The organism is Pseudomonas saponiphila (assembly GCF_900105185.1).
Classification (GTDB): Bacteria; Pseudomonadota; Gammaproteobacteria; order Pseudomonadales; family Pseudomonadaceae; genus Aquipseudomonas; species Aquipseudomonas saponiphila.
The window spans coordinates 1521530-1540966 of record NZ_FNTJ01000002.1; the positions used below are offsets into that span (position 1 = coordinate 1521530).

Sequence of the window (19437 nt, forward strand, 5' to 3'; positions counted from 1 at the left end):
GTTGTAAACGAGCATTCCGATCGGACTCGTGCACGAGGCCGTTTTCAACGCAGCATCACCGAGTATCAAGGCTTTTCTTACAAAGCCTTAGGTTGCAGCGCCGCCATGATGGCCTCGGGATCGTAGGTGCGGATCAGGCTGCCATTCACGTCCAGGATCGGAATCCCGGCACCGCCCAGGGCGCTATAGGCCTTGCGCGCCTCGGCATCTTTCTCGATGTCGAACTCGCGGTAGGGAATGCCCTTCTGATCGAGAAAGCGCCGGGTGGCCTTGCAGTAGCCGCACCATTGGGTGGCGTAGAGCACTACCCGGGCCTGGTTGCGGATCTCTTCGCTGACCACCGCCGAAGGGTTGAACAGGCGCTCGATCTTGCCCCAGTGCTGGTAGATCACCACCACCAGCAGGATCAGCAAGAACTTCTTCAATACCCCCTGGAGCATCAGTTGCGGCGCTTGAGCTGGTCAGTCAGCTGGGTCGGCAGGCCCTTGATGATCAGGGTCCCGGCTTCTTCGTCGTACTCGATCTTCGAGCCCAGCAGGTGGGCCTCGAAGCTGATGGACAAGCCTTCGGCGCGGCCGGTGAAGCGGCGGAACTGATTGAGGGTGCGTTTATCCGCAGGAATCTCCGGCGACAGCCCGTAATCCTTGTTGCGGATGTGATCGTAGAAGGCCTTGGGGCGGTCTTCGTCGATCAGTTCCGAGAGTTCTTCCAGGCCCATGGGTTCGCCGAGCTTGGCCTGGCTGCTGGCGTACTCCACCAGGGTCTTGGTCTTTTCCCGGGCCGACTCTTCCGGCAGATCCTCGCTCTCGACGAAGTCACTGAAGGCCTTGAGCAGGGTGCGGGTTTCGCCCGGGCCGTCGACGCCTTCCTGGCAGCCGATGAAGTCGCGGAAGTACTCCGAAACCTTCTTGCCGTTCTTGCCCTTGATAAAGGAGATGTACTGCTTGGACTGCTTGTTGTTCTGCCACTCGGAGATGTTGATCCGTGCCGCCAGGTGCAACTGGCCCAGGTCCAGGTGGCGCGATGGCGTCACGTCCAGCTGGTCGGTCACCGCCACGCCTTCGCTATGGTGCAGCAGGGCGATGGCCAGGTAGTCGGTCATGCCCTGTTGATAGTGGGCAAACAGCACGTGACCGCCCACTGACAGGTTGGATTCCTCCATCAGCTTCTGCAGGTGTTCCACCGCCACCCGGCTGAAGGCGGTGAAGTCCTGGCCGCCGTCCAGGTATTCCTTCAGCCAGCCGCTGAAGGGGAAAGCGCCGGACTCGGGATGGAACAGGCCCCAGGCTTTGCCCTGTTTGGCGTTATAGCTTTCGTTGAGGTCGGCGAGCATGTTCTCGATGGCCGCGGACTCTGCCAGTTCGGAGTCTCGGGCATGCAGAACTGCGGGGCTGCCGTCGGGTTTTTTGTCGATCAGGTGGACGATGCAATGACGGATCGGCATGGGCTTCTCGGCTGATTGAAGGGGGAGGGCGGGCTCCCCGAAAAAGTGCCCAGTGTACCGCAGCCGAGGGTTCGGGCGCGGTTTGCCAGGCGATGAACGGCTCGTCGGTAACGCTTATGCATTTTTTTACCGATTTAGAGCAATAAAGCTGACCAAATGGCTAGGTAGAGGCGGATATTTCCCCGTCTGTGTGCTAGTTTTGCCCGGTCTTACGCGATGTCTCAGCGTTAAGCGTGCATTCAGCATTTGTCGGGTCGAACCAAACCCTGATTTCGGTATCTATAACCCCGATCTGTCGTGGTTGTAACCGGGGTGCCAGATTCACAAGATCTGGCTCGATGGCTGACACTGCACTCTGCAATCCAAATGAATTTGATAGGGAAGGAACACCACAATGGCTATTACTAAAGACCAACTGATCGCTGATATCGCTGAAGCTATCGACGCGCCGAAAACCACCGCGCGTAACGCTCTGGACCAACTGGCCCAGATCGTTGCTGATCAATTGGAAAATGGCGGCGAAATCACTCTGCCAGGTATCGGCAAGCTGAAAGTGACCGAGCGTCCTGCCCGTACTGGCCGTAACCCATCGACTGGCGCTGCCATCGAAATCGCTGCCAAGAAAGTTATCAAGCTGGTTGTGGCTAAAGGCCTGACCGACGCTGTTAACAAGTAATACTTGCAGTGAAACCGTGCTCAGAAGTTCTCCGGGCACGGTTTGTGTGACACCGATTCACGCAAGGTGAATCGTCATTGAATCCCCGCCTCTTTAGCTCTTCCTGACCCAACGTTCCTGGCTCCAGGCCTGTTGCTGTGCCTTGTCCTTGAAGGTCCAGGCGACGAAGCGGCTCTGTTTCTGTCCCTGGGACATCTCTACCACCTGACTTTCCAGGGCTCCGGCCTTTTTCAGCGCGCTTTCAATCGCCGGCAGGTTCGAGGCCTTTGACACCAGTGTGCTGAACCACAGCACTTGCTGGCCGACGGCTGTGCTTTCGCTGATCAACTGGCTGACGAAGCGGATCTCGCCGCCTTCGCACCAGAGTTCCCGGGCCTGCCCGCCAAAGTTCAGCACCGGCAGCTTGCGCTTGGGATCGGCCTTGCCCAGGGCTCGCCATTTGCGCTGGCTGCCGCGGGTGGCTTCATCCAGCGAGGCATGGAACGGTGGGTTGCACATCGTCAGGTCGAAACGCTCGCCGCCTTCCAGCAGGCCGTTGAGGATCTGCTTGGGGTTGCCTTGCTGGCGCAGGTTGATGGCCTTGCTCAGGCCGTTGGCCTGGACAATCGCCTTGGCGGCGGCCAGGGCGGTGCTGTCGATGTCCGAGCCGAGGAACTGCCAGCGGTAGTCGCTGTAGCCGATCAGCGGGTAGATGCAATTGGCGCCGACCCCGACGTCCAGCACCCGCACTGCCGCGCCACGGGGGATCTCCCCCTGGTTGTGGCTGGCCAGCAGGTCGGCGAGGAAGTGCACGTAATCGGCGCGACCGGGAACTGGCGGGCACAGGAAGTCCGCCGGAATGTCCCAGTGGGCAATGCCGTAGAAGGCCTTGAGCAGGGCGCGGTTGAACACCCGCACGGCGGCCGGGTCGGCGAAGTCGATACTTTCCTTGCCGTAGGGATTGAGGATCACGAACTGCCCCAGTTCCGGGGTGCTCTTGATCAGTTGCGGGAAGTCGTAACGCCCCTGGTGACGATTGCGCGGATGCAGGCTGGCCTTTTCCCGGGGCGCGGCGGTTTTGGCCGGGGAGGCGGGTTTGGGCTTTTTGCGCGCAGGCTTGTGGGTATTGGGGGCGGTCATGGGGGATCGTTTCGGGGGTGGTTCAAAGTGGCGGGCATTGTCACACAGGAACAGCGGTAAGTTTCAAGCGGTGAGCGACAAGTGATGGACGCGTATCTCCTTGGCGCATGAGACAACGCGCATAAAAAAGGGAGGCCGTTGCCGGCCTCCCTCTTTCACATCGCGCGAATCGCCGTTACAGGCTGGAAATCCGTGCGTGCTGTTCCGCCAGCTTGCCCAGGGCCTGTTCGGCCTCGGCCAGTTTGGCGCGTTCCTTCTCGATCACTTCCGCTGGCGCCTTGTCGACGAAGGAGGCGTTGGACAGCTTGCCGCCCACCCGCTGCACTTCGCCTTGCAGGCGCTGGATTTCCTTGTCCAGGCGGGCCAGTTCCGCACCCTTGTCGATCAGGCCGGCCATTGGCACCAGCACTTCCATCTCGCCCACCAGAGCGGTGGCGGACAGCGGCGCTTCGTCGCCGGCGCCCAGTACGGTGATGGATTCGAGCTTGGCCAGCTTCTTCAGCAAGGCTTCGTTCTCGGTCAGGCGACGCTGGTCTTCGGCACCGGCGTTCTTCAGGAACAGGGCCAGGGGCTTGCCCGGACCGATGTTCATTTCCGCGCGAATGTTGCGTGTGCCGAGCATCAGGCCCTTGAGCCATTCGATGTCGTCTTCGGCGGCCTGGTCGATGCGGGCTTCGTTAGCCACCGGCCAGGGTTGCAGCATGATGGTCTTGCCTTCCGCGCCCGCCAGCGGCGCCAGGCGCTGCCAGATCTCTTCGGTGATGAATGGCATGAACGGATGCGCCAGGCGCAGGGCCACTTCCAGTACCCGCACCAGGGTGCGGCGGGTGCCGCGCTGGCGTTCGACCGGCGAGTTTTCGTCCCACAGCACCGGCTTGGACAGCTCCAGGTACCAGTCGCAGTACTGGTTCCAAATGAACTCGTACAGGGCCTGGGCGGCCAGGTCGAAACGGAACTGGTCGAGCTGGCGGGTGACTTCGGCTTCGGTGCGCTGCAGTTGCGAGATGATCCAGCGGTCCGCCAGGGACAGCTCGTAGGCTTCGCCGTTCTGGCCGCAGTCCTCGCCCTTGTCCAGCACGTAGCGCGCGGCGTTCCAGATCTTGTTGCAGAAGTTGCGGTAGCCCTCGACGCGGCCCATGTCGAACTTGATGTCGCGGCCGGTGGTGGCCAGGGAGCAGAAGGTGAAGCGCAGGGCGTCGGTGCCGTAGCTGGCGATGCCGTCGGCGAATTCGGCGCGGGTCTGCTTCTCGATGGCTTTCTGCAGTTTTGGCTGCATCAGGCCGGTGGTGCGCTTCTGCACCAGGGTTTCGAGGTCGATGCCGTCGATGATGTCCAGCGGGTCGAGGACGTTGCCCTTGGACTTGGACATCTTCTGGCCCTGGCCGTCGCGGACCAGGCCGTGCACGTACACGGTCTTGAACGGAACCTGCGGCGTGCCGTCTTCGTTTTTCACCAGGTGCATGGTGAGCATGATCATCCGGGCGACCCAGAAGAAAATGATGTCGAAGCCGGTGACCAGTACGTCGGTCGGGTGGAAGGTCTTGAGGAACTCGGTCTGCTCCGGCCAGCCCAGGGTGGAGAAGGTCCACAGGCCCGAGCTGAACCAGGTGTCGAGCACGTCGTTGTCCTGCTGTAGGGCAACGTCCGGACCGAGGTTGTGCTTGGCGCGCACTTCCGCTTCGTCGCGGCCGACATAGACCTTGCCGGATTCGTCGTACCAGGCCGGAATCCGGTGGCCCCACCATAGCTGGCGGCTGATGCACCAGTCCTGGATGTCGCGCATCCAGGAGAAGTACATGTTCTCGTACTGCTTGGGCACGAAGGCGATGCGGCCGTCTTCCACGGCGGCGATGGCCGGCTCGGCCAGCGGCTTGGTGGAGACGTACCACTGGTCGGTGAGCCACGGCTCGATGACGGTGCCGGAGCGGTCGCCCTTCGGCACTTTCAGAGCGTGGTCGTCGACGCTGACCAGCAGGCCGGCGGCGTCGAAGGCGGCGACGATCTGCTTGCGCGCTTCGAAGCGGTCCAGGCCCACGTATTCGGCCGGGATCTTGCCGTCGATGGTTTCGTTGAGGCTGCCGTCCAGGTTGAACACCTGGCAGGCCGGCAACACGGCGGCGTTCTTGTCGAAGATGTTCAGCAGCGGCAGGTTGTGGCGCTTGCCGACTTCGTAGTCGTTGAAATCGTGGGCCGGGGTGATCTTCACGCAGCCGGTGCCGAATTCAGGATCGCAGTAGTCGTCGGCGATGATCGGGATGCGGCGGCCGACCAGCGGCAGTTCCACGAACTTGCCGATCAGGGCCTTGTAACGCTCGTCTTCGGGGTTCACCGCGACGGCCGAGTCGCCGAGCATGGTTTCCGGACGGGTGGTGGCGACGATCAGGTAGTCGTTGCCTTCAGCGGTCTTGGCGCCGTCGGCCAGTGGGTACTTGAGGTTCCACAGGAAGCCTTTCTCGTCGTGGTTTTCCACTTCCAGATCGGAAATCGCCGTGTGCAGCTTGGTGTCCCAGTTCACCAGGCGCTTGCCGCGGTAGATCAGGCCGTCTTCGTGCAGGCGCACGAAGGCTTCCTTGACCGCTTCCGAGAGACCGTCGTCCATGGTGAAGCGCTCGCGGCTCCAGTCCACGGAGGAGCCCAGGCGGCGGATCTGGCGGCTGATGTTGCCCCCGGACTGATCCTTCCATTCCCAGACTTTTTCGAGGAATTTTTCCCGGCCCAGATCGTGACGATTCTGGCCTTGGGCTTCGATCTGGCGCTCCACCAGCATCTGCGTGGCGATACCGGCGTGGTCGGTGCCCGGCTGCCACAGGGTGTTGCGACCCTGCATGCGGCGGAAGCGGATCAGGGCGTCCATGATCGCGTTGTTGAAGCCGTGGCCCATGTGCAGGCTGCCGGTGACGTTCGGCGGCGGGATCATGATGGTGTAGGAATCGCCCGCGCCTTGCGGGGCGAAGTAGTTCTCGGACTCCCAGGTCTGGTACCAGGAAGTTTCAATGGCGTGCGGCTGGTAGGTCTTATCCATGCGCGGCGGGACCCTATTGGCATTTATTCAGGAAAAGCCGGGAAGTATAGCGGAGGGGGGCAGCAGCAAGCCACAAGCGACAAGCGACAAGATGACCATGCCCGGCTTTTGCGTGTGGCTTATGGTTTGCCGTTGGTGGCTGCTGCGAGCAGGCGTTCCAGGCGGGCGTCGAGGCGGCGCTTGATCTCGGTTTCGATGTGCGGGGCGAAGTCGTCGATCACGTCTTGCATGATCAATTGCGCGGCGGCGCGCAACTCGGTGTCCAGATGCAGCAGGGCGTCGGCACTGTTGCTGGCGGCTGCGGGTTTGGCTGCCGGCGTTGGCACGGGAGCTGGGGGCGGAGCAGGGGTGGGTGCGGGTGCTGCGACTTGAGCCGGGGCCGGCGCAGGTTGCGGTTTGGCTGGCGCTGCAGGCGCGGTTTCGATTGTGGCCTGTTGCTGGCCGCCTACCATGTCGAACAGCAGGGGGATTTGCACTTCACTGCTCACGGTTTCGGTCAGCAGCGGTGGTTGCAGGTTGTCATCACCGAGCAGTTTGCGGATCGACTCGAGGTCGTCCAGCAGATGCGCGGGTTTTTGCAGCGGGTTGGGAGTGTCCATCGGGTGCTCAGAGTCGCTGTAAACGGTGATCTTGCAGAGGATAGCCCTGTTCGCGATAGAAACGGAAACTCTCGCGGGCAGCCTGACGAATAGTCGGGTCTTCCACCACGACCTCGGCAATTCGGGCAAAACGCGGGGCGAAGGCCGGTACTTTCAGGTCCAGGTTCACCAGCAGGTCGTTGTGTTCGCCGGGGTCCTGGCCCAGGCCAAGCACGATCAAGCCTTCGGGTTGGCTTTCCGCCGGGCCGTGGGGAACGAAGGTTTCGCCCTTGAAGCGCCACAGGCGGGCATCGAGTTCATCCCGTTGCGCGGCATCGCTGCAATGCAGGTAGATGCGATGGCCCATGCGCCAGGCCTTGTCGGTGAGCTTGCAGGCAAAATCCAGGCGCGCCGCAGGGTCCGCGCTGGGAAGGATATAAAAGTCGACTTTGGTCATTGGGGTTCCTGAGCCGGAGAGGGCGCCGCCTTCAAGCGGCACCCTCCGCGGTCATGGTTTTCAGGCTTTGGCGCGGTCCAGCAGATATTGGGTCAGTAGGGGCACGGGACGGCCGGTGGCGCCCTTGTCCTTGCCGCCGCTGGTCCAGGCGGTGCCGGCGATATCCAGGTGCGCCCAGTTCAGGTTCTTGGTGAAGCGCGACAGGAAGCAGGCGGCGGTGATGGTGCCGGCCTTTGGTCCGCCGATGTTGGCGATGTCGGCGAACGGGCTGTCCAGCTGCTCCTGGTACTCGTCGAACAGCGGCAGTTGCCAGGCACGGTCGTCGGCTTGCCGGCCGGCGCTGAGCAGTTGCTCGATCAGTTCGTCGTTGTTGCCCAGCAGGCCCGAAGTGTGGGCGCCCAGGGCCACGATGCAGGCACCGGTGAGGGTGGCGATGTCGATCACGGCCTGAGGCTTGAAGCGTTCGGCGTAGGTCAGGGCGTCACACAGCACCAGACGGCCTTCGGCGTCGGTGTTGAGGATTTCCACGGTCTGGCCGCTCATGGTGGTGACGATGTCGCCAGGACGGGAAGCACCGCCGCTGGGCATGTTCTCGGCGCAGGCGAGGATGCACACCAGGTTGATCGGCAGCTTGAGCTCCAGCACCGCACGCAGGGTGCCGAACACGCTGGCGGCACCGCCCATGTCGTATTTCATCTCATCCATGCCGGCGCCGGGCTTGAGGCTGATGCCGCCGGTGTCGAAGGTGATGCCCTTGCCCACCAGGGCAAACGGCTTCTCGGACTTCTTGCCGCCGTTGTACTGCATGACGATCAGGCGTGGTGGCTGGTCGCTGCCCTGGCCCACGGCATAGAACGAGCCCATGCCCAGTTCCTTGATCTTCTTCTCGTCGAGGACTTCGACTTTCAGGCCCTTGAATTCTTTACCCAGAGCCTTGGCCTGTTCGCCGAGGAAGGTCGGGTGGCAGACGTTCGGCGGCAGGTTGCCCAGGTCGCGAGTGAAGGCCATGCCCTTGGCGATGGCCTGGGCGTGGGTCACGCCGCGCTGGACTTGTGCCTCGGCGGCCTTGATGGTCAGCAGGGTGATTTTCTTCAGGGCGCGAGGTTCGGCCTTCTGGCTCTTGTAGCGGTCGAAGACATAGCCACCGTCCACCAGGGTTTCCGCCAGCAGGCGGGTCTTGCCGTAGCTGTCGCGGCCCTTGACCACGACTTCGTCCAGAGCCAGCGCGGCGTCGCTGCCGCCCAGGCCCTTGAGCGTGCTCAGTACGCCACTGATGATCTTGCGGAACGAGCGGTCGCCCAGTTCGCCATCCTTGCCGGTGCCAACCAGCAGCACGCGTTCGGCCTTGAGCTTGGCTACGCCGTGCAGCAGCAGGCTCTGACCGACCTTGCCGGCCAGGTCGCCGCGCTTGAGCACGGCGCTGATGGCACCGCCGCTGAGTTCGTCGAGTTGCTGGGCGACGCTGCCGAGCTTGCGGTCTTCGCCGATGCCGACCACCAGGGTGGCGGTCTTCAACGTTTCCGGGCTAACGCTTTTTACAACCAGTTCCATGTCCGGGTCCCTGAATGAATGGTCTAAGAGCGCAGGAAAGACTCCGGCGCGGGGCTTATCTATATAGAAGAAGGCGTCGCCTGCTGGCGACGACAAAGCCGCCAGTTTGAACCTCGCCGGTCGCGGCTGACAACCCTCGTATCGGCCAAGTTCGCCGCTTCAGAGCGCCGCAAGAGCATCCTCCGTGACAGGCGCGCGCAATCACAGGATAATGCGCCATCTTTTTCGGCGGCCCTGCATTTTGGGGCCGGCTCGATACGTTTGCTTGTTCGGCCGCCTTAGCCTGACAACCCTGGAGTGTCTGGTTTGATCGTCTTTCGTTATCTATCCCGCGAAATCCTGCTGACCCTGAGTGCCGTAAGTGCGGTGCTGCTGGTCATCATCATGAGCGGGCGCTTCGTCAAGTTCCTCGCTCAAGCCGCCTCGGGCGCTCTGGACCCGGGCTCGCTGTTCCTGATCATGGGTTTTCGTCTGCCGGGCTTCCTGCAACTGATCCTGCCTCTGGGGCTGTTCCTCGGCATTCTTCTGGCTTATGGCCGGCTTTATCTCGAAAGCGAGATGACCGTGTTGTCCGCGACCGGCATGAGCCAGCAGCGCCTGCTGGGCATGACCATGATTCCGGCCGCCCTGGTGGCTCTGGTGGTGGCGTGGCTGAGCCTGAGCCTGGCGCCGCAGGGGGCCAACCAGTTCCAGTTGCTGCTGAACAAACAGGATGCCCTGACCGAGTTCGACACCCTGGTGGCCGGACGCTTTCAGGCGCTCAACGACGGCACCCGGGTGACTTACACCGAGCAGTTGTCGGAAGACCGGACCAATCTTTCCGGGGTGTTCATCTCCGAGAAACGCCTGAATCAGGAAAAGAAGGACCAGGGCATCTCGGTGCTGGTGGCCGAGAAGGGCCATCAGGACATCCGACCCGACGGCAATCGCTACCTGATCCTGGAAAACGGCTACCGCTATGACGGCAACCCGGGCGAGGCCAACTATCGGGTGATCAAGTACGACACCTATGGCGTGCTGCTGCAGCGTCCGGATGTCAGTGACGAGGTCACCGATCGTGATGCCATGCCGACCCGCGACCTGATCGGCAAGGACGACCTGCGGGCCCGTGCCGAACTGCAATGGCGCCTGTCCCTGCCGTTGCTGGTATTTATCGTGACCCTGATGGCGGTGCCGCTGTCCCGGGTCAATCCACGCCAGGGCCGCTTCCTCAAGCTGATCCCGGCCATTCTGTTGTACATGGCGTACCTGACCATCCTGATCGCGGTGCGCGGTGCCCTGGAGAAAGGCAAGATCTCGCCTGTCCTGGGGCTGTGGTGGGTCCACCTGCTGTTCCTGGCCATTGGCCTGGGCTTGATGTACTGGGAACCGATGCGGTTGAAAATGGCGAGTCGTCGCAGCATGAAGGAGATGGCTCGTGGTTAAGCTCGATCGCTACATCGGTAGCAGTGTGTTCATGGCCATTCTCGCGGTCCTGGGAATCATCCTCGGGCTGGCCTCGCTGTTTGCCTTCATCGATGAGATGGGCAGCGTCAGCGATACCTACACCGTGATGGACGTGATGAGCTACGTCGTCCTCACCGCTCCGCGCCGGGTCTACGAGATGCTGCCGATGGCGGCTCTGATCGGCTGCCTGATCGGCCTGGGCTCTTTGGCCAGCAACAGCGAACTGACCATCATGCGCGCCGCCGGTGTTTCCGTCGGTCGTATCGTCTGGGCGGTCATGAAGCCCATGCTGGTGCTGATGCTGGTGGGTGTGCTGGTGGGCGAGTACGTGGCCCCGGCCACCGAGACTCAGGCCCAGGCCAGTCGCGCCCTGGCACAGGGTTCCGGCGATGCCCAGAGCTCCAAGCACGGCCTGTGGCACCGTCAGGGCGAGGAGTTCATCCACATCAACGCCGTGCAACCCAATGGCTTGCTGTATGGCGTGACTCGCTACCACTTCGATGACAATCACCACATGCTGTCGTCGAGCTTCGCCCGCCAGGCGCGCTTCCACGAGAACTACTGGCAGTTGACGGATGTCACCACCACCTATTTCCGTGAAGGGCACACCGAAGTCATCAGCGTGCCCGACGAGCGTTGGGACGTGGCCCTGAGCCCGCAGCTGCTGAGCACTGTGGTGATGGCACCGGAGTCGCTGTCGATCAGCGGTCTGTGGGGCTATATCCATTACCTGGCGGACCAGGGGCTGAACAACGGTCGCTACTGGCTGGCGTTCTGGGTCAAGGTCCTGCAGCCCCTGGTGACGGCGGCCTTGGTCTTGATGGCGATTTCCTTCATCTTCGGCCCGCTGCGTTCGGTGACCCTCGGTCAGCGCGTGTTCACCGGTGTGCTGGTGGGGTTCACATTCCGCATCGCCCAGGACCTGCTGGGGCCTTCGAGCCTGGTTTTTGGCTTCTCGCCGCTGTTTGCAGTGCTGGTGCCGGCAGGCATCTGCGCCATTGCCGGCTTCTGGCTGCTGCGCCGGGCCGGTTGATTTCGCGGTTCTGCCAGGTTTCAAGCGCAACGCCCCGGTCCTTGGATCGGGGCGTTTTTGCATTTGACAAACGCTGACAGGCGAGCGTGACGCTCGTGCCGAGTATCAGGTACAATTCCCGGCTATTTTTCGGCGGGCCATGCCTGCAGCCTTTTTGAGTGTTCATCCGTGAGTGATTTGAGTCATATCCGCAATTTCTCCATCATCGCCCACATTGACCATGGCAAGTCGACTCTGGCCGATCGCTTCATCCAGATGTGCGGCGGCCTGGCCGATCGCGAAATGGAAGCCCAGGTTCTGGACTCCATGGATCTTGAACGTGAGCGCGGGATCACCATCAAGGCCCACAGTGTCACCCTCTATTACAAAGCCCGCGATGGCATTACCTACCAGCTGAACTTCATCGATACCCCGGGCCACGTGGACTTCACCTATGAAGTCAGTCGCTCCCTGGCGGCCTGTGAAGGCGCGCTGCTGGTGGTGGATGCCGGTCAGGGCGTTGAAGCCCAGTCGGTAGCCAACTGCTACACCGCCATCGAACAGGGCCTGGAAGTGATGCCGGTGCTGAACAAGATCGACCTGCCACAGGCCGATCCGGAGCGGGTCAAGGAAGAGATCGAGAAGATCATCGGTATCGATGCCACCGACGCCGTGACCTGCAGCGCCAAGACAGGCCTGGGTGTGGACGAGGTGCTCGAGCGCCTGGTGGCCACCATTCCGGCGCCGACCGGCAATATCGAAGACCCGCTGCAAGCGCTGATCATCGACTCCTGGTTCGACAACTACCTGGGCGTCGTATCCCTGGTGCGTGTGCGTCACGGCCGGGTGAAGAAAGGCGACAAGATCCTGGTGAAATCCACCGGCAAGATCCACCTGGTGGACAGCGTCGGTGTATTCAACCCGAAACACACCGCCACTGCCGACCTCAAGGCCGGTGAAGTGGGCTTCATCATCGCCGGTATCAAGGACATTCACGGGGCACCGGTGGGTGACACCCTGACCTTGAGTTCGACCCCGGACGTGGAAGTGCTGCCGGGCTTCAAGCGCATCCAGCCGCAGGTCTATGCCGGCCTGTTCCCGGTCAGCTCCGATGACTTCGAGGATTTCCGCGAAGCGTTGCAGAAGCTCACCCTCAACGACTCGTCGCTGCAGTACACCCCGGAAAGCTCCGACGCCCTGGGCTTCGGCTTCCGTTGCGGGTTCCTCGGCATGCTGCACATGGAGATCATCCAGGAGCGCCTGGAGCGCGAATACGACCTGGACCTGATCACCACCGCGCCGACGGTGATCTTCGAGCTGCTGCTCAAGACCGGCGAAACCATCTATGTCGACAACCCGTCCAAGCTTCCGGACCTGTCGTCGATCGAAGACATGCGCGAGCCGATCGTGCGGGCCAATATCCTTGTGCCGCAAGAGCACCTGGGCAACGTCATAACCCTGTGCATCGAGAAACGCGGTGTGCAGCATGACATGCTGTTCCTGGGCAGCCAGGTCCAGGTGACCTACGATCTGCCGATGAACGAAGTGGTACTGGATTTCTTCGATCGCCTGAAGTCCACCAGCCGTGGCTACGCATCGCTGGATTACCACTTCGATCGCTACCAGTCAGCTAATCTGGTCAAGCTGGATGTATTGATCAACGGCGACAAGGTCGATGCCCTGGCATTGATCGTGCACCGTGACAACGCCCACTACAAAGGGCGTGCGTTGACCGAGAAGATGAAAGATCTGATTCCTCGACAGATGTTTGACGTGGCAATCCAGGCCGCCATCGGCGGGCAGATTGTGGCGCGGACAACCGTCAAGGCCCTCAGAAAGAACGTACTGGCCAAATGCTACGGCGGCGACGTCAGCCGTAAGCGCAAGCTGTTGGAAAAGCAGAAGGCCGGTAAGAAACGCATGAAGCAAGTGGGCAACGTGGAAATTCCACAGGAAGCCTTCCTTGCCGTGCTCAGGTTGGATAGTTAGGTCCTATGTCACTAAATTTCCCGCTGTTGCTGGTCATCGCTGTCTTCGTATGCGGTTTCTTGGCGTTGCTCGACTTGGTGTTTCTCGCACCGCGTCGACGCGCGGCCATCGCCAACTATCAGGGCAGCGTCAGCCAGCCGGATGGGCTGGTGGTCGAGAAGCTGAACAAGGAACCGCTGCTGGTTGAATACGGCAAGTCGTTCTTTCCGGTGTTGTTCATTGTCTTGGTGCTGCGTTCGTTCCTGGTGGAACCGTTCCAGATTCCGTCTGGCTCGATGAAGCCGACCCTGGATGTGGGCGACTTCATCCTGGTGAACAAGTTTTCCTACGGGATCCGCTTGCCGGTGATCGACAAGAAAGTCATCGAGATCGGTGATCCGCAACGCGGCGATGTGATGGTGTTCCGCTACCCAAGCGACCCCAACGTCAACTACATCAAGCGTGTAGTGGGCCTGCCGGGGGATGAAGTGCGCTACACCAGCGACAAGCATCTGTTCGTCAACGGCCAGCCGGTGGCAGAGCAGTTGGTCGGCGCTGAGCCCGGCACCCTGGGCAGTGCTGAGCTGTACAAGGAGAAACTCGGTGCCGCCGAACACTTGATCCGCAAGGAAATGAGCCGCTATCGGGCCACTCCAGACGGTCGTTGGGTTGTTCCCGCCGGGCACTACTTCATGATGGGCGACAACCGCGACAACTCCAACGACAGTCGCTACTGGGACGATCCGAGTATTCCCAAAGACCTGCTGGGCATGGTTCCCGACAAGAATATCGTCGGCAAGGCCTTCGCAGTCTGGATGAGCTGGCCCGAACCGAAACTCAGCCACCTGCCGAATTTCTCGCGGGTTGGCCTGATCAAGTAATCACACACGGCGCTGTTGAACACAGCGCCGAATGCTTTTCTGGCTCTTGTATAAAACGGCGCGCCTTCGGGCCATCCGTAACAGCCTTATCGCCAGAAGCATGCAGTCAACGATATTCAGGATGTGGATTTGAACACAGCGTTAATTGCCACCCGCACTTCGTGCGCGGCCCCTAGGATGGCGAGTTTCGGCAACGAAATCAGTGTGGGTAAACCGTGAGCGTTTCTTTGAGCCGTCTCGAGCGTCAGCTCGGCTATTCCTTCAAGGACCAGGAACTGATGCTCCTGGCTCTCACTCACCGCAGCTTTGCCGGACGCAACAACGAGCGCCTGGAGTTTCTCGGTGACGCCATTCTCAACTTCGTCGCCGGCGAGGCGTTGTTCGAGCGTTTCCCCCAGGCCCGCGAAGGCCAGCTGTCGCGTTTGCGCGCGCGCCTGGTGAAGGGTGAAACCCTGGCGGTACTGGCCCGCGGTTTCGACCTGGGCGAATACCTGCGCCTGGGCTCCGGCGAATTGAAGAGTGGCGGTTTCCGTCGCGAATCGATCCTGGCCGATGCCCTGGAAGCCCTGATTGGTGCGATCTACCTGGACGCCGGCATGGAAACCGCCCGCGATCGCGTGCTGTCCTGGCTGGCCTCGGAGTTCGAGAGCCTGACCCTGGTGGACACCAACAAGGACCCCAAGACCCGGCTGCAGGAGTTCCTCCAGTCCCGTGCCTGCGAACTGCCGCGCTACGAAGTGGTGGATATCCAGGGCGAACCGCACTGCCGGACATTCTTCGTTGAATGTGAAGTCACCTTATTGAATGAAAAAAGCCGAGGTCAGGGTGTGAGCCGTCGTATTGCCGAACAGGTAGCGGCCGCTGCAGCACTGATTGCCCTGGGCGTGGAGAATGGCCATGACTGATTCAACCGCAACACGCTGTGGCTATGTCGCCATCGTCGGCCGCCCCAACGTGGGCAAGTCGACGCTGCTCAACCACATCCTCGGCCAGAAGCTGGCGATCACCTCGCGCAAGCCTCAGACCACTCGCCACAACATGCTCGGGATCAAGACCGAAGGCGCCATCCAGGCGATCTACGTCGACACCCCCGGCATGCACAAGAGCAACGAGAAGGCGCTGAACCGCTACATGAACAAGACCGCTTCGGCGGCCTTGAAAGACGTCGACGTGGTGATCTTCGTGGTCGACCGCACCAAGTGGACCGATGAGGACCAACTGGTGCTGGAGCGTGTGCAGTACGTTCAGGGGCCGGTGATCCTGGCGATCAACAAGACCGATCGCATCGAGGACAAGGCCGAGCTGATGCCGCACCTGACCTGGCTGCAGGAGCAACTGCCGAACGCCGAGATCGTGCCGGTTTCCGCCCAGCAGGGGCATAACCTCGAAGCCCTGGAAGGCCTGATCGCCAAGCACCTGCCGGAGAACGACCACTTCTTCCCGGAAGACCAGATCACCGATCGCAGCAGTCGCTTCCTGGCTGCCGAACTGGTACGCGAGAAGATCATGCGCCAGCTGGGTGCCGAGCTGCCGTACCAGATCACCGTGGAAATCGAAGAGTTCAAGCAGCAGGGCAAGACCCTGCACATTCATGCCTTGATCCTCGTCGAGCGCGATGGACAGAAGAAAATCATCATTGGCGACAAGGGTGAGCGGATCAAGCGCATCGGCATGGAAGCGCGCAAGGACATGGAGCTGCTGTTCGACTCCAAGGTCATGCTCAACCTCTGGGTCAAGGTCAAGGGCGGCTGGTCCGACGACGAGCGCGCCTTGCGCTCCCTGGGCTACGGCGACCTCTGAACCTTTCGCCGGCAGCCGGCTCCTGCAACACCCTGTAGGAGCCGGCTTGCCGGCGAACAGCTTCACCTCCTTCTCCGGACCCGGTTCCCTCTCTGCCCCTGAGATCCCCCGCAACCATGTCCAGCAACGCCCCAGTCGGCCAGCTCGCCTACGTCCTGCACAGCCGCGCCTACCGTGAAAGCAGCGCCCTGGTGGATTTCCTCACCCCTCAAGGCCGCCTGCGCGCCGTATTGCGCAATGCCCGGGGCAAGGCCGGCACCCTGGCACGCCCCTTCGTGCCCCTGGAAGTCGAGTTTCGCGGTCGCGGCGAGTTGAAGAACGTCGGGCGCATGGAAAGTGCCGGCATCGCCGCCTGGCTCAATGGCGAAGCCCTGTTCAGCGGCCTGTATCTGAATGAGTTGCTGATCCGCCTGCTGCCGGCGGAAGATCCGCATCCGGCGGTGTTCGACCACTACGCCGCCACGTTGCTGGCCCTGGCCGAAGGCCGGCCCCTGGAGCCCCTGCTGCGGGCGTTCGAATGGCGGCTGCTGGACGACCTGGGCTATGGCTTTGCCCTGGACCGCGATATCCATGGCGCGCCCATCGTTGCCGATGGTCTGTATCGCCTGCAGGTGGATGCCGGACTGGAGCAGGTCTTCCTGCTGCAACCGGGCCTGTTCAATGGCATCGAGCTGTTGGCCATGGCCGAGGCCGACTGGAGCGCTCCCGGTGCCTTGTCGGCGGCCAAGCGCCTGATGCGCCAGGCCCTGGCCGTGCACCTGGGCGGGCGGCCCCTGGTCAGTCGCGAGCTGTTTCGCAAGCCCTAGGCGCACTTGCCGCTCATCCATCGGCGGTGGCCGGCCACTTGCAGCGCTCATTCTGCGTTCGCGCAAATGGCAACGGACCCTGTTCTCCCCGTATGCTGTGCGCCGAATTTTCATTTATCCAGGAGCGCTTCCGTGACCACCAGCAATCGCATTCTTCTCGGCGTGAACATCGATCACGTTGCCACCCTGCGTCAGGCCCGCGGCACTCGTTACCCTGACCCGGTCAAGGCCGCTCTGGATGCGGAAGAGGCGGGTGCCGACGGCATCACCGTGCACCTGCGCGAAGACCGCCGGCACATTCAGGAGCGCGACGTGCTGCTGCTCAAGGACGTGCTGCAGACCCGCATGAACTTCGAGATGGGCGTCACCGAAGAGATGATGGCGTTTGCCGAGCGCATTCGCCCGGCGCATATCTGCCTGGTGCCGGAAACCCGTCAGGAGCTGACCACCGAAGGCGGTCTTGACGTGGCCGGGCAGGAAGCACGGATCAAGGCGGCGGTGGAGCGCTTGTCGAAAATCGGTTCCGAAGTGTCGCTGTTCATCGACGCCGACGAGCGTCAGATCGAGGCCTCCAAACGCGTTGGTGCGCCGGCCATCGAGCTGCACACAGGGCGTTATGCCGATGCCCAGACGCCGAGTGAAGTGGCCGACGAGCTGCAGCGCATCGTCGACGGGGTTGCCGTGGGTCTGGCCCAGGGCCTGATCGTCAATGCCGGCCACGGCCTGCATTACCACAACGTTGAAGCGGTGGCAGCGATCAAGGGCATCAATGAGCTGAACATCGGCCATGCCCTGGTGGCGCATGCCCTGTTCGTCGGTTTCAAGGGTGCGGTAGCCGAGATGAAAGCGCTGATCCTGGCGGCTGCCGCCAAGGCCTGAGTGCTCTTCGCCGGCAAGCTGATTCCTGCAACCTCTGTAGGAGCCGGCTTGCCGGCGAAGGCTTTTAGAGCGGCGGATTGTCTTCCGGCGGCTTGGTCTTGTTGACCCCGGGCACGTGCAGGTTGCCCTCGGCGACCTGATCGCCTTCCAGCTGCGGCTGGGTCACCCAGGTCAGGATGTCGTAGTAGCGCCGGATGTTGGCGACGAAGTGCACCGGCTCGCCGCCCCGGGCGTAGCCATAGCGGGTCTTGCTGTACCACTGCTTTTGCGACAGCCGTGGCAGCATCTTCTTCACATCCAGCCATTTGTTCGGGTTCAGGCCTTCCCTTTCCGCCAGCTTGCGGGCGTCGTCCAGGTGGCCGGTGCCGACGTTGTAGGCGGCGAGGGCGAACCAGGTGCGATCCGGTTCCTCGATCTTGTCGTCCAGCTGTTCCTTGATATAGGCCAGGTACTTGGCCCCGCCACTGATGCTCTGCTTGGGGTCCAGGCGGTTGGACACGCCCATGGCCTGGGCGGTGTTCTGGGTCAGCATCATCAGCCCGCGCACCCCGGTCTTGGAGGTGACCTCGGCCTGCCACATGGATTCCTGGTAGCCCACCGCCGCCAGCAGGCGCCAGTCGAGCTTCTCCTGCTTGGCCGAATTCTTGAAGTGCTTCTCGTACTTGGGCAGGCGCTGCTGCAGGTGTTGGGCGAAGGTGTAGGCGCCGACATAGCCAAGCACATCCACATGGCCGTAATAGCGGTCCTTGAGGCGTTGCAGGGTGCCGTTCTTCTCCACCTTGTCGAGGAAACCGTTGATTTCGTTGAGCAGGCTGTTGTCGTCGCCGGCGGCTACCGCCCAGCTCTGGCTGCGGGCGTCCCCCAGGTCGAAGGCGACCCGCACATTGGGGAAGTACACCTGGTTCATCGCCAGTTCGTTGGAGTCCACCAGGGTCAGGTCGATCTGGCCTTCGTCCACCATGCGCAGCAGGTCGACGACCTCGACGGCGTCCGACTCTTCATACTCGATGCCGGGGTACTTGAGCTTGAGTTGTGCCAGTTGTTCGGCGTGGCTGCTGCCCTTGAGCACCATGATGTGCTTGCCCACCAGGTTCTGCGCGCTGGTAGGGCGGGACTGGCCGTTGCGATAGATGATCTGCGGGGTGACTTCCAGGTAAGGGTGGGAAAACCGCACCTGCTGCTTGCGCTGCTCGCTGCTCACCAGGCCGGCGGCAGCCAGCACCGGGCCTTTAGGCTGGCCCAGCTGGTTGTACAGGTCGTCGAGGTTGTCGGCGGTTTCGATCTTCAGCTCCACGCCCAGATCGTCGGCAAAGCGCTTCACCAGCTCGTATTCGAAGCCGGTTTCGCCATTGCGGTCCTGAAAGTAGGTGGCAGGGCTGTTACGGGTGATCACCCGCAGCACACCATCCTCCTTTACACGCTCAAGGGTGCTGGGTTTTTCAACGCAGGCGCCGAGCATCAGGAAGAGTCCGGTTACGATGAGCCACTTGGCGCAGCGCGGACGTAAAGCCATAGGGGAAAACATTGGCGCAGTATACGCAAAGGATAACGGCCGCCATATCTCGACAGCGAAGGGCTTGTCTGCTAGCCAGCGACGGCCTGGGCTGGAGGCCTCAGGAATGGGGCTTCGATGGTCAATGTGACGATTAAAATAACCCGCGGCAATGACCCTGATGAGCCTTTGTTATAGGGCACCGGGGCCGGGCCGACGTCCGGGCGCCACCCGGGGTTGGGTTTCGAGTGCCGATGCCAACGGTTTACGTTAGAATGCACGGCCTCAAAGCACACCCCCTTCCCG

General features: G+C 61.9%; 17 protein-coding genes. 9 read left to right on the forward strand and 8 right to left on the reverse strand.

The features are described from left to right. Positions 1-77: 77 nt before the first annotated feature. Both BLV47_RS28800 and yejK read right to left on the reverse strand, forming a co-directional pair. Complete coding sequence (locus tag BLV47_RS28800) at positions 78-440, reverse strand: glutaredoxin family protein (protein WP_092319838.1); 363 nt, start codon at positions 438-440, stop codon at positions 78-80. After that, positions 440-1444, reverse strand: coding sequence for a nucleoid-associated protein YejK (gene yejK / locus BLV47_RS28805; RefSeq protein ID WP_092319840.1), 1005 nt, complete (start codon positions 1442-1444; stop codon positions 440-442). The genes BLV47_RS28800 and yejK overlap by 1 nt, the downstream gene beginning before the upstream one ends. A 394-nt stretch (positions 1445-1838) precedes the next feature. Here yejK and BLV47_RS28810 point away from each other — a divergent pair, with 394 nt between their 5' ends. Next, positions 1839-2120, forward strand: coding sequence for an HU family DNA-binding protein (locus tag BLV47_RS28810; protein WP_003440137.1), 282 nt, complete (start codon positions 1839-1841; stop codon positions 2118-2120). Between the two features lie 93 nt (positions 2121-2213). Here the strand turns inward: BLV47_RS28810 and rlmF are convergent, their stop codons facing one another. The 5 genes from rlmF to BLV47_RS28835 all read right to left on the reverse strand — a co-directional run bounded on the left by rlmF (position 2214) and on the right by BLV47_RS28835 (position 8847). Next, complete coding sequence (gene rlmF / locus BLV47_RS28815) at positions 2214-3239, reverse strand: 23S rRNA (adenine(1618)-N(6))-methyltransferase RlmF (protein WP_092319842.1); 1026 nt, start codon at positions 3237-3239, stop codon at positions 2214-2216. Between the two features lie 175 nt (positions 3240-3414). Then, complete coding sequence (locus BLV47_RS28820; protein WP_092319844.1) at positions 3415-6261, reverse strand: valine--tRNA ligase; 2847 nt, start codon at positions 6259-6261, stop codon at positions 3415-3417. A 119-nt stretch (positions 6262-6380) separates the two neighbouring features. Further along, on the reverse strand, positions 6381-6860 hold the full coding sequence (locus BLV47_RS28825) for a DNA polymerase III subunit chi (protein ID WP_092319846.1): 480 nt from the start codon (positions 6858-6860) through the stop codon (positions 6381-6383). 7 nt (positions 6861-6867) lie between these two features. Next, positions 6868-7296, reverse strand: coding sequence for a DNA polymerase III subunit chi (locus BLV47_RS28830; protein WP_092319848.1), 429 nt, complete (start codon positions 7294-7296; stop codon positions 6868-6870). Between the two features lie 60 nt (positions 7297-7356). After that, the gene (locus tag BLV47_RS28835; RefSeq protein WP_092319850.1) at positions 7357-8847 is read right to left on the reverse strand and encodes a leucyl aminopeptidase; all 1491 of its coding nucleotides are present in this window, start codon (positions 8845-8847) and stop codon (positions 7357-7359) included. Between the two features lie 306 nt (positions 8848-9153). On the opposite strand from BLV47_RS28835, the gene lptF reads away from it, so the two are divergent. From lptF to pdxJ, 8 genes are all read left to right on the forward strand, one after another. Continuing rightward, entirely contained in the window at positions 9154-10272 is a 1119-nt protein-coding gene (gene lptF, locus BLV47_RS28840; RefSeq protein ID WP_092319852.1) for an LPS export ABC transporter permease LptF, read from the forward strand. Beyond that, positions 10265-11326 (forward strand): LPS export ABC transporter permease LptG, encoded by a 1062-nt coding sequence (lptG, locus tag BLV47_RS28845; RefSeq protein ID WP_092319854.1) that lies wholly within the window; start codon positions 10265-10267, stop codon positions 11324-11326. The genes lptF and lptG overlap by 8 nt, the downstream gene beginning before the upstream one ends. A 168-nt stretch (positions 11327-11494) precedes the next feature. Beyond that, entirely contained in the window at positions 11495-13294 is a 1800-nt protein-coding gene (gene lepA, locus BLV47_RS28850; protein ID WP_092319856.1) for a translation elongation factor 4, read from the forward strand. 5 nt (positions 13295-13299) lie between these two features. After that, complete coding sequence (gene lepB, locus BLV47_RS28855; protein ID WP_060837668.1) at positions 13300-14154, forward strand: signal peptidase I; 855 nt, start codon at positions 13300-13302, stop codon at positions 14152-14154. 215 nt (positions 14155-14369) lie between these two features. Further along, the gene (rnc, locus tag BLV47_RS28860; protein ID WP_011059421.1) at positions 14370-15059 is read left to right on the forward strand and encodes a ribonuclease III; all 690 of its coding nucleotides are present in this window, start codon (positions 14370-14372) and stop codon (positions 15057-15059) included. Continuing rightward, positions 15052-15954, forward strand: coding sequence for a GTPase Era (era, locus tag BLV47_RS28865; RefSeq protein WP_019094760.1), 903 nt, complete (start codon positions 15052-15054; stop codon positions 15952-15954). The genes rnc and era overlap by 8 nt, the downstream gene beginning before the upstream one ends. A 116-nt stretch (positions 15955-16070) precedes the next feature. Next, the gene (gene recO, locus BLV47_RS28870; RefSeq protein ID WP_092319858.1) at positions 16071-16760 is read left to right on the forward strand and encodes a DNA repair protein RecO; all 690 of its coding nucleotides are present in this window, start codon (positions 16071-16073) and stop codon (positions 16758-16760) included. Positions 16761-16892: 132 nt separating this feature from the next. Then, positions 16893-17639, forward strand: a complete 747-nt coding sequence (pdxJ, locus tag BLV47_RS28875; RefSeq protein WP_060842554.1) for a pyridoxine 5'-phosphate synthase — start codon at positions 16893-16895, stop codon at positions 17637-17639. 64 nt (positions 17640-17703) lie between these two features. Here pdxJ and mltF read toward each other — a convergent pair whose 3' ends face one another. Further along, a complete protein-coding gene (gene mltF / locus BLV47_RS28880; protein ID WP_092319860.1) occupies positions 17704-19164 on the reverse strand; it encodes a membrane-bound lytic murein transglycosylase MltF in 1461 nt (486 codons plus the stop codon). Between the last annotated feature and the right edge of the window lie 273 nt (positions 19165-19437).

Excerpts from the sequence above, each read along its gene's own strand:
- BLV47_RS28800 (WP_092319838.1), bottom strand. The coding sequence starts at position 440 with ATGCTCCAGGGGGTATTGAAGAAGTTCTTGCTGATCCTGCTGGTGGTG.
- yejK (WP_092319840.1), bottom strand. The coding sequence starts at position 1,444 with ATGCCGATCCGTCATTGCATCGTCCACCTGATCGACAAAAAACCCGAC.
- BLV47_RS28810 (WP_003440137.1), top strand. The coding sequence starts at position 1,839 with ATGGCTATTACTAAAGACCAACTGATCGCTGATATCGCTGAAGCTATC.
- rlmF (WP_092319842.1), bottom strand. The coding sequence starts at position 3,239 with ATGACCGCCCCCAATACCCACAAGCCTGCGCGCAAAAAGCCCAAACCC.
- BLV47_RS28820 (WP_092319844.1), bottom strand. The coding sequence starts at position 6,261 with ATGGATAAGACCTACCAGCCGCACGCCATTGAAACTTCCTGGTACCAG.
- BLV47_RS28825 (WP_092319846.1), bottom strand. The coding sequence starts at position 6,860 with ATGGACACTCCCAACCCGCTGCAAAAACCCGCGCATCTGCTGGACGAC.
- BLV47_RS28830 (WP_092319848.1), bottom strand. The coding sequence starts at position 7,296 with ATGACCAAAGTCGACTTTTATATCCTTCCCAGCGCGGACCCTGCGGCG.
- BLV47_RS28835 (WP_092319850.1), bottom strand. The coding sequence starts at position 8,847 with ATGGAACTGGTTGTAAAAAGCGTTAGCCCGGAAACGTTGAAGACCGCC.
- lepB (WP_060837668.1), top strand. The coding sequence starts at position 13,300 with ATGTCACTAAATTTCCCGCTGTTGCTGGTCATCGCTGTCTTCGTATGC.
- era (WP_019094760.1), top strand. The coding sequence starts at position 15,052 with ATGACTGATTCAACCGCAACACGCTGTGGCTATGTCGCCATCGTCGGC.
- recO (WP_092319858.1), top strand. The coding sequence starts at position 16,071 with ATGTCCAGCAACGCCCCAGTCGGCCAGCTCGCCTACGTCCTGCACAGC.
- mltF (WP_092319860.1), bottom strand. The coding sequence starts at position 19,164 with ATGTTTTCCCCTATGGCTTTACGTCCGCGCTGCGCCAAGTGGCTCATC.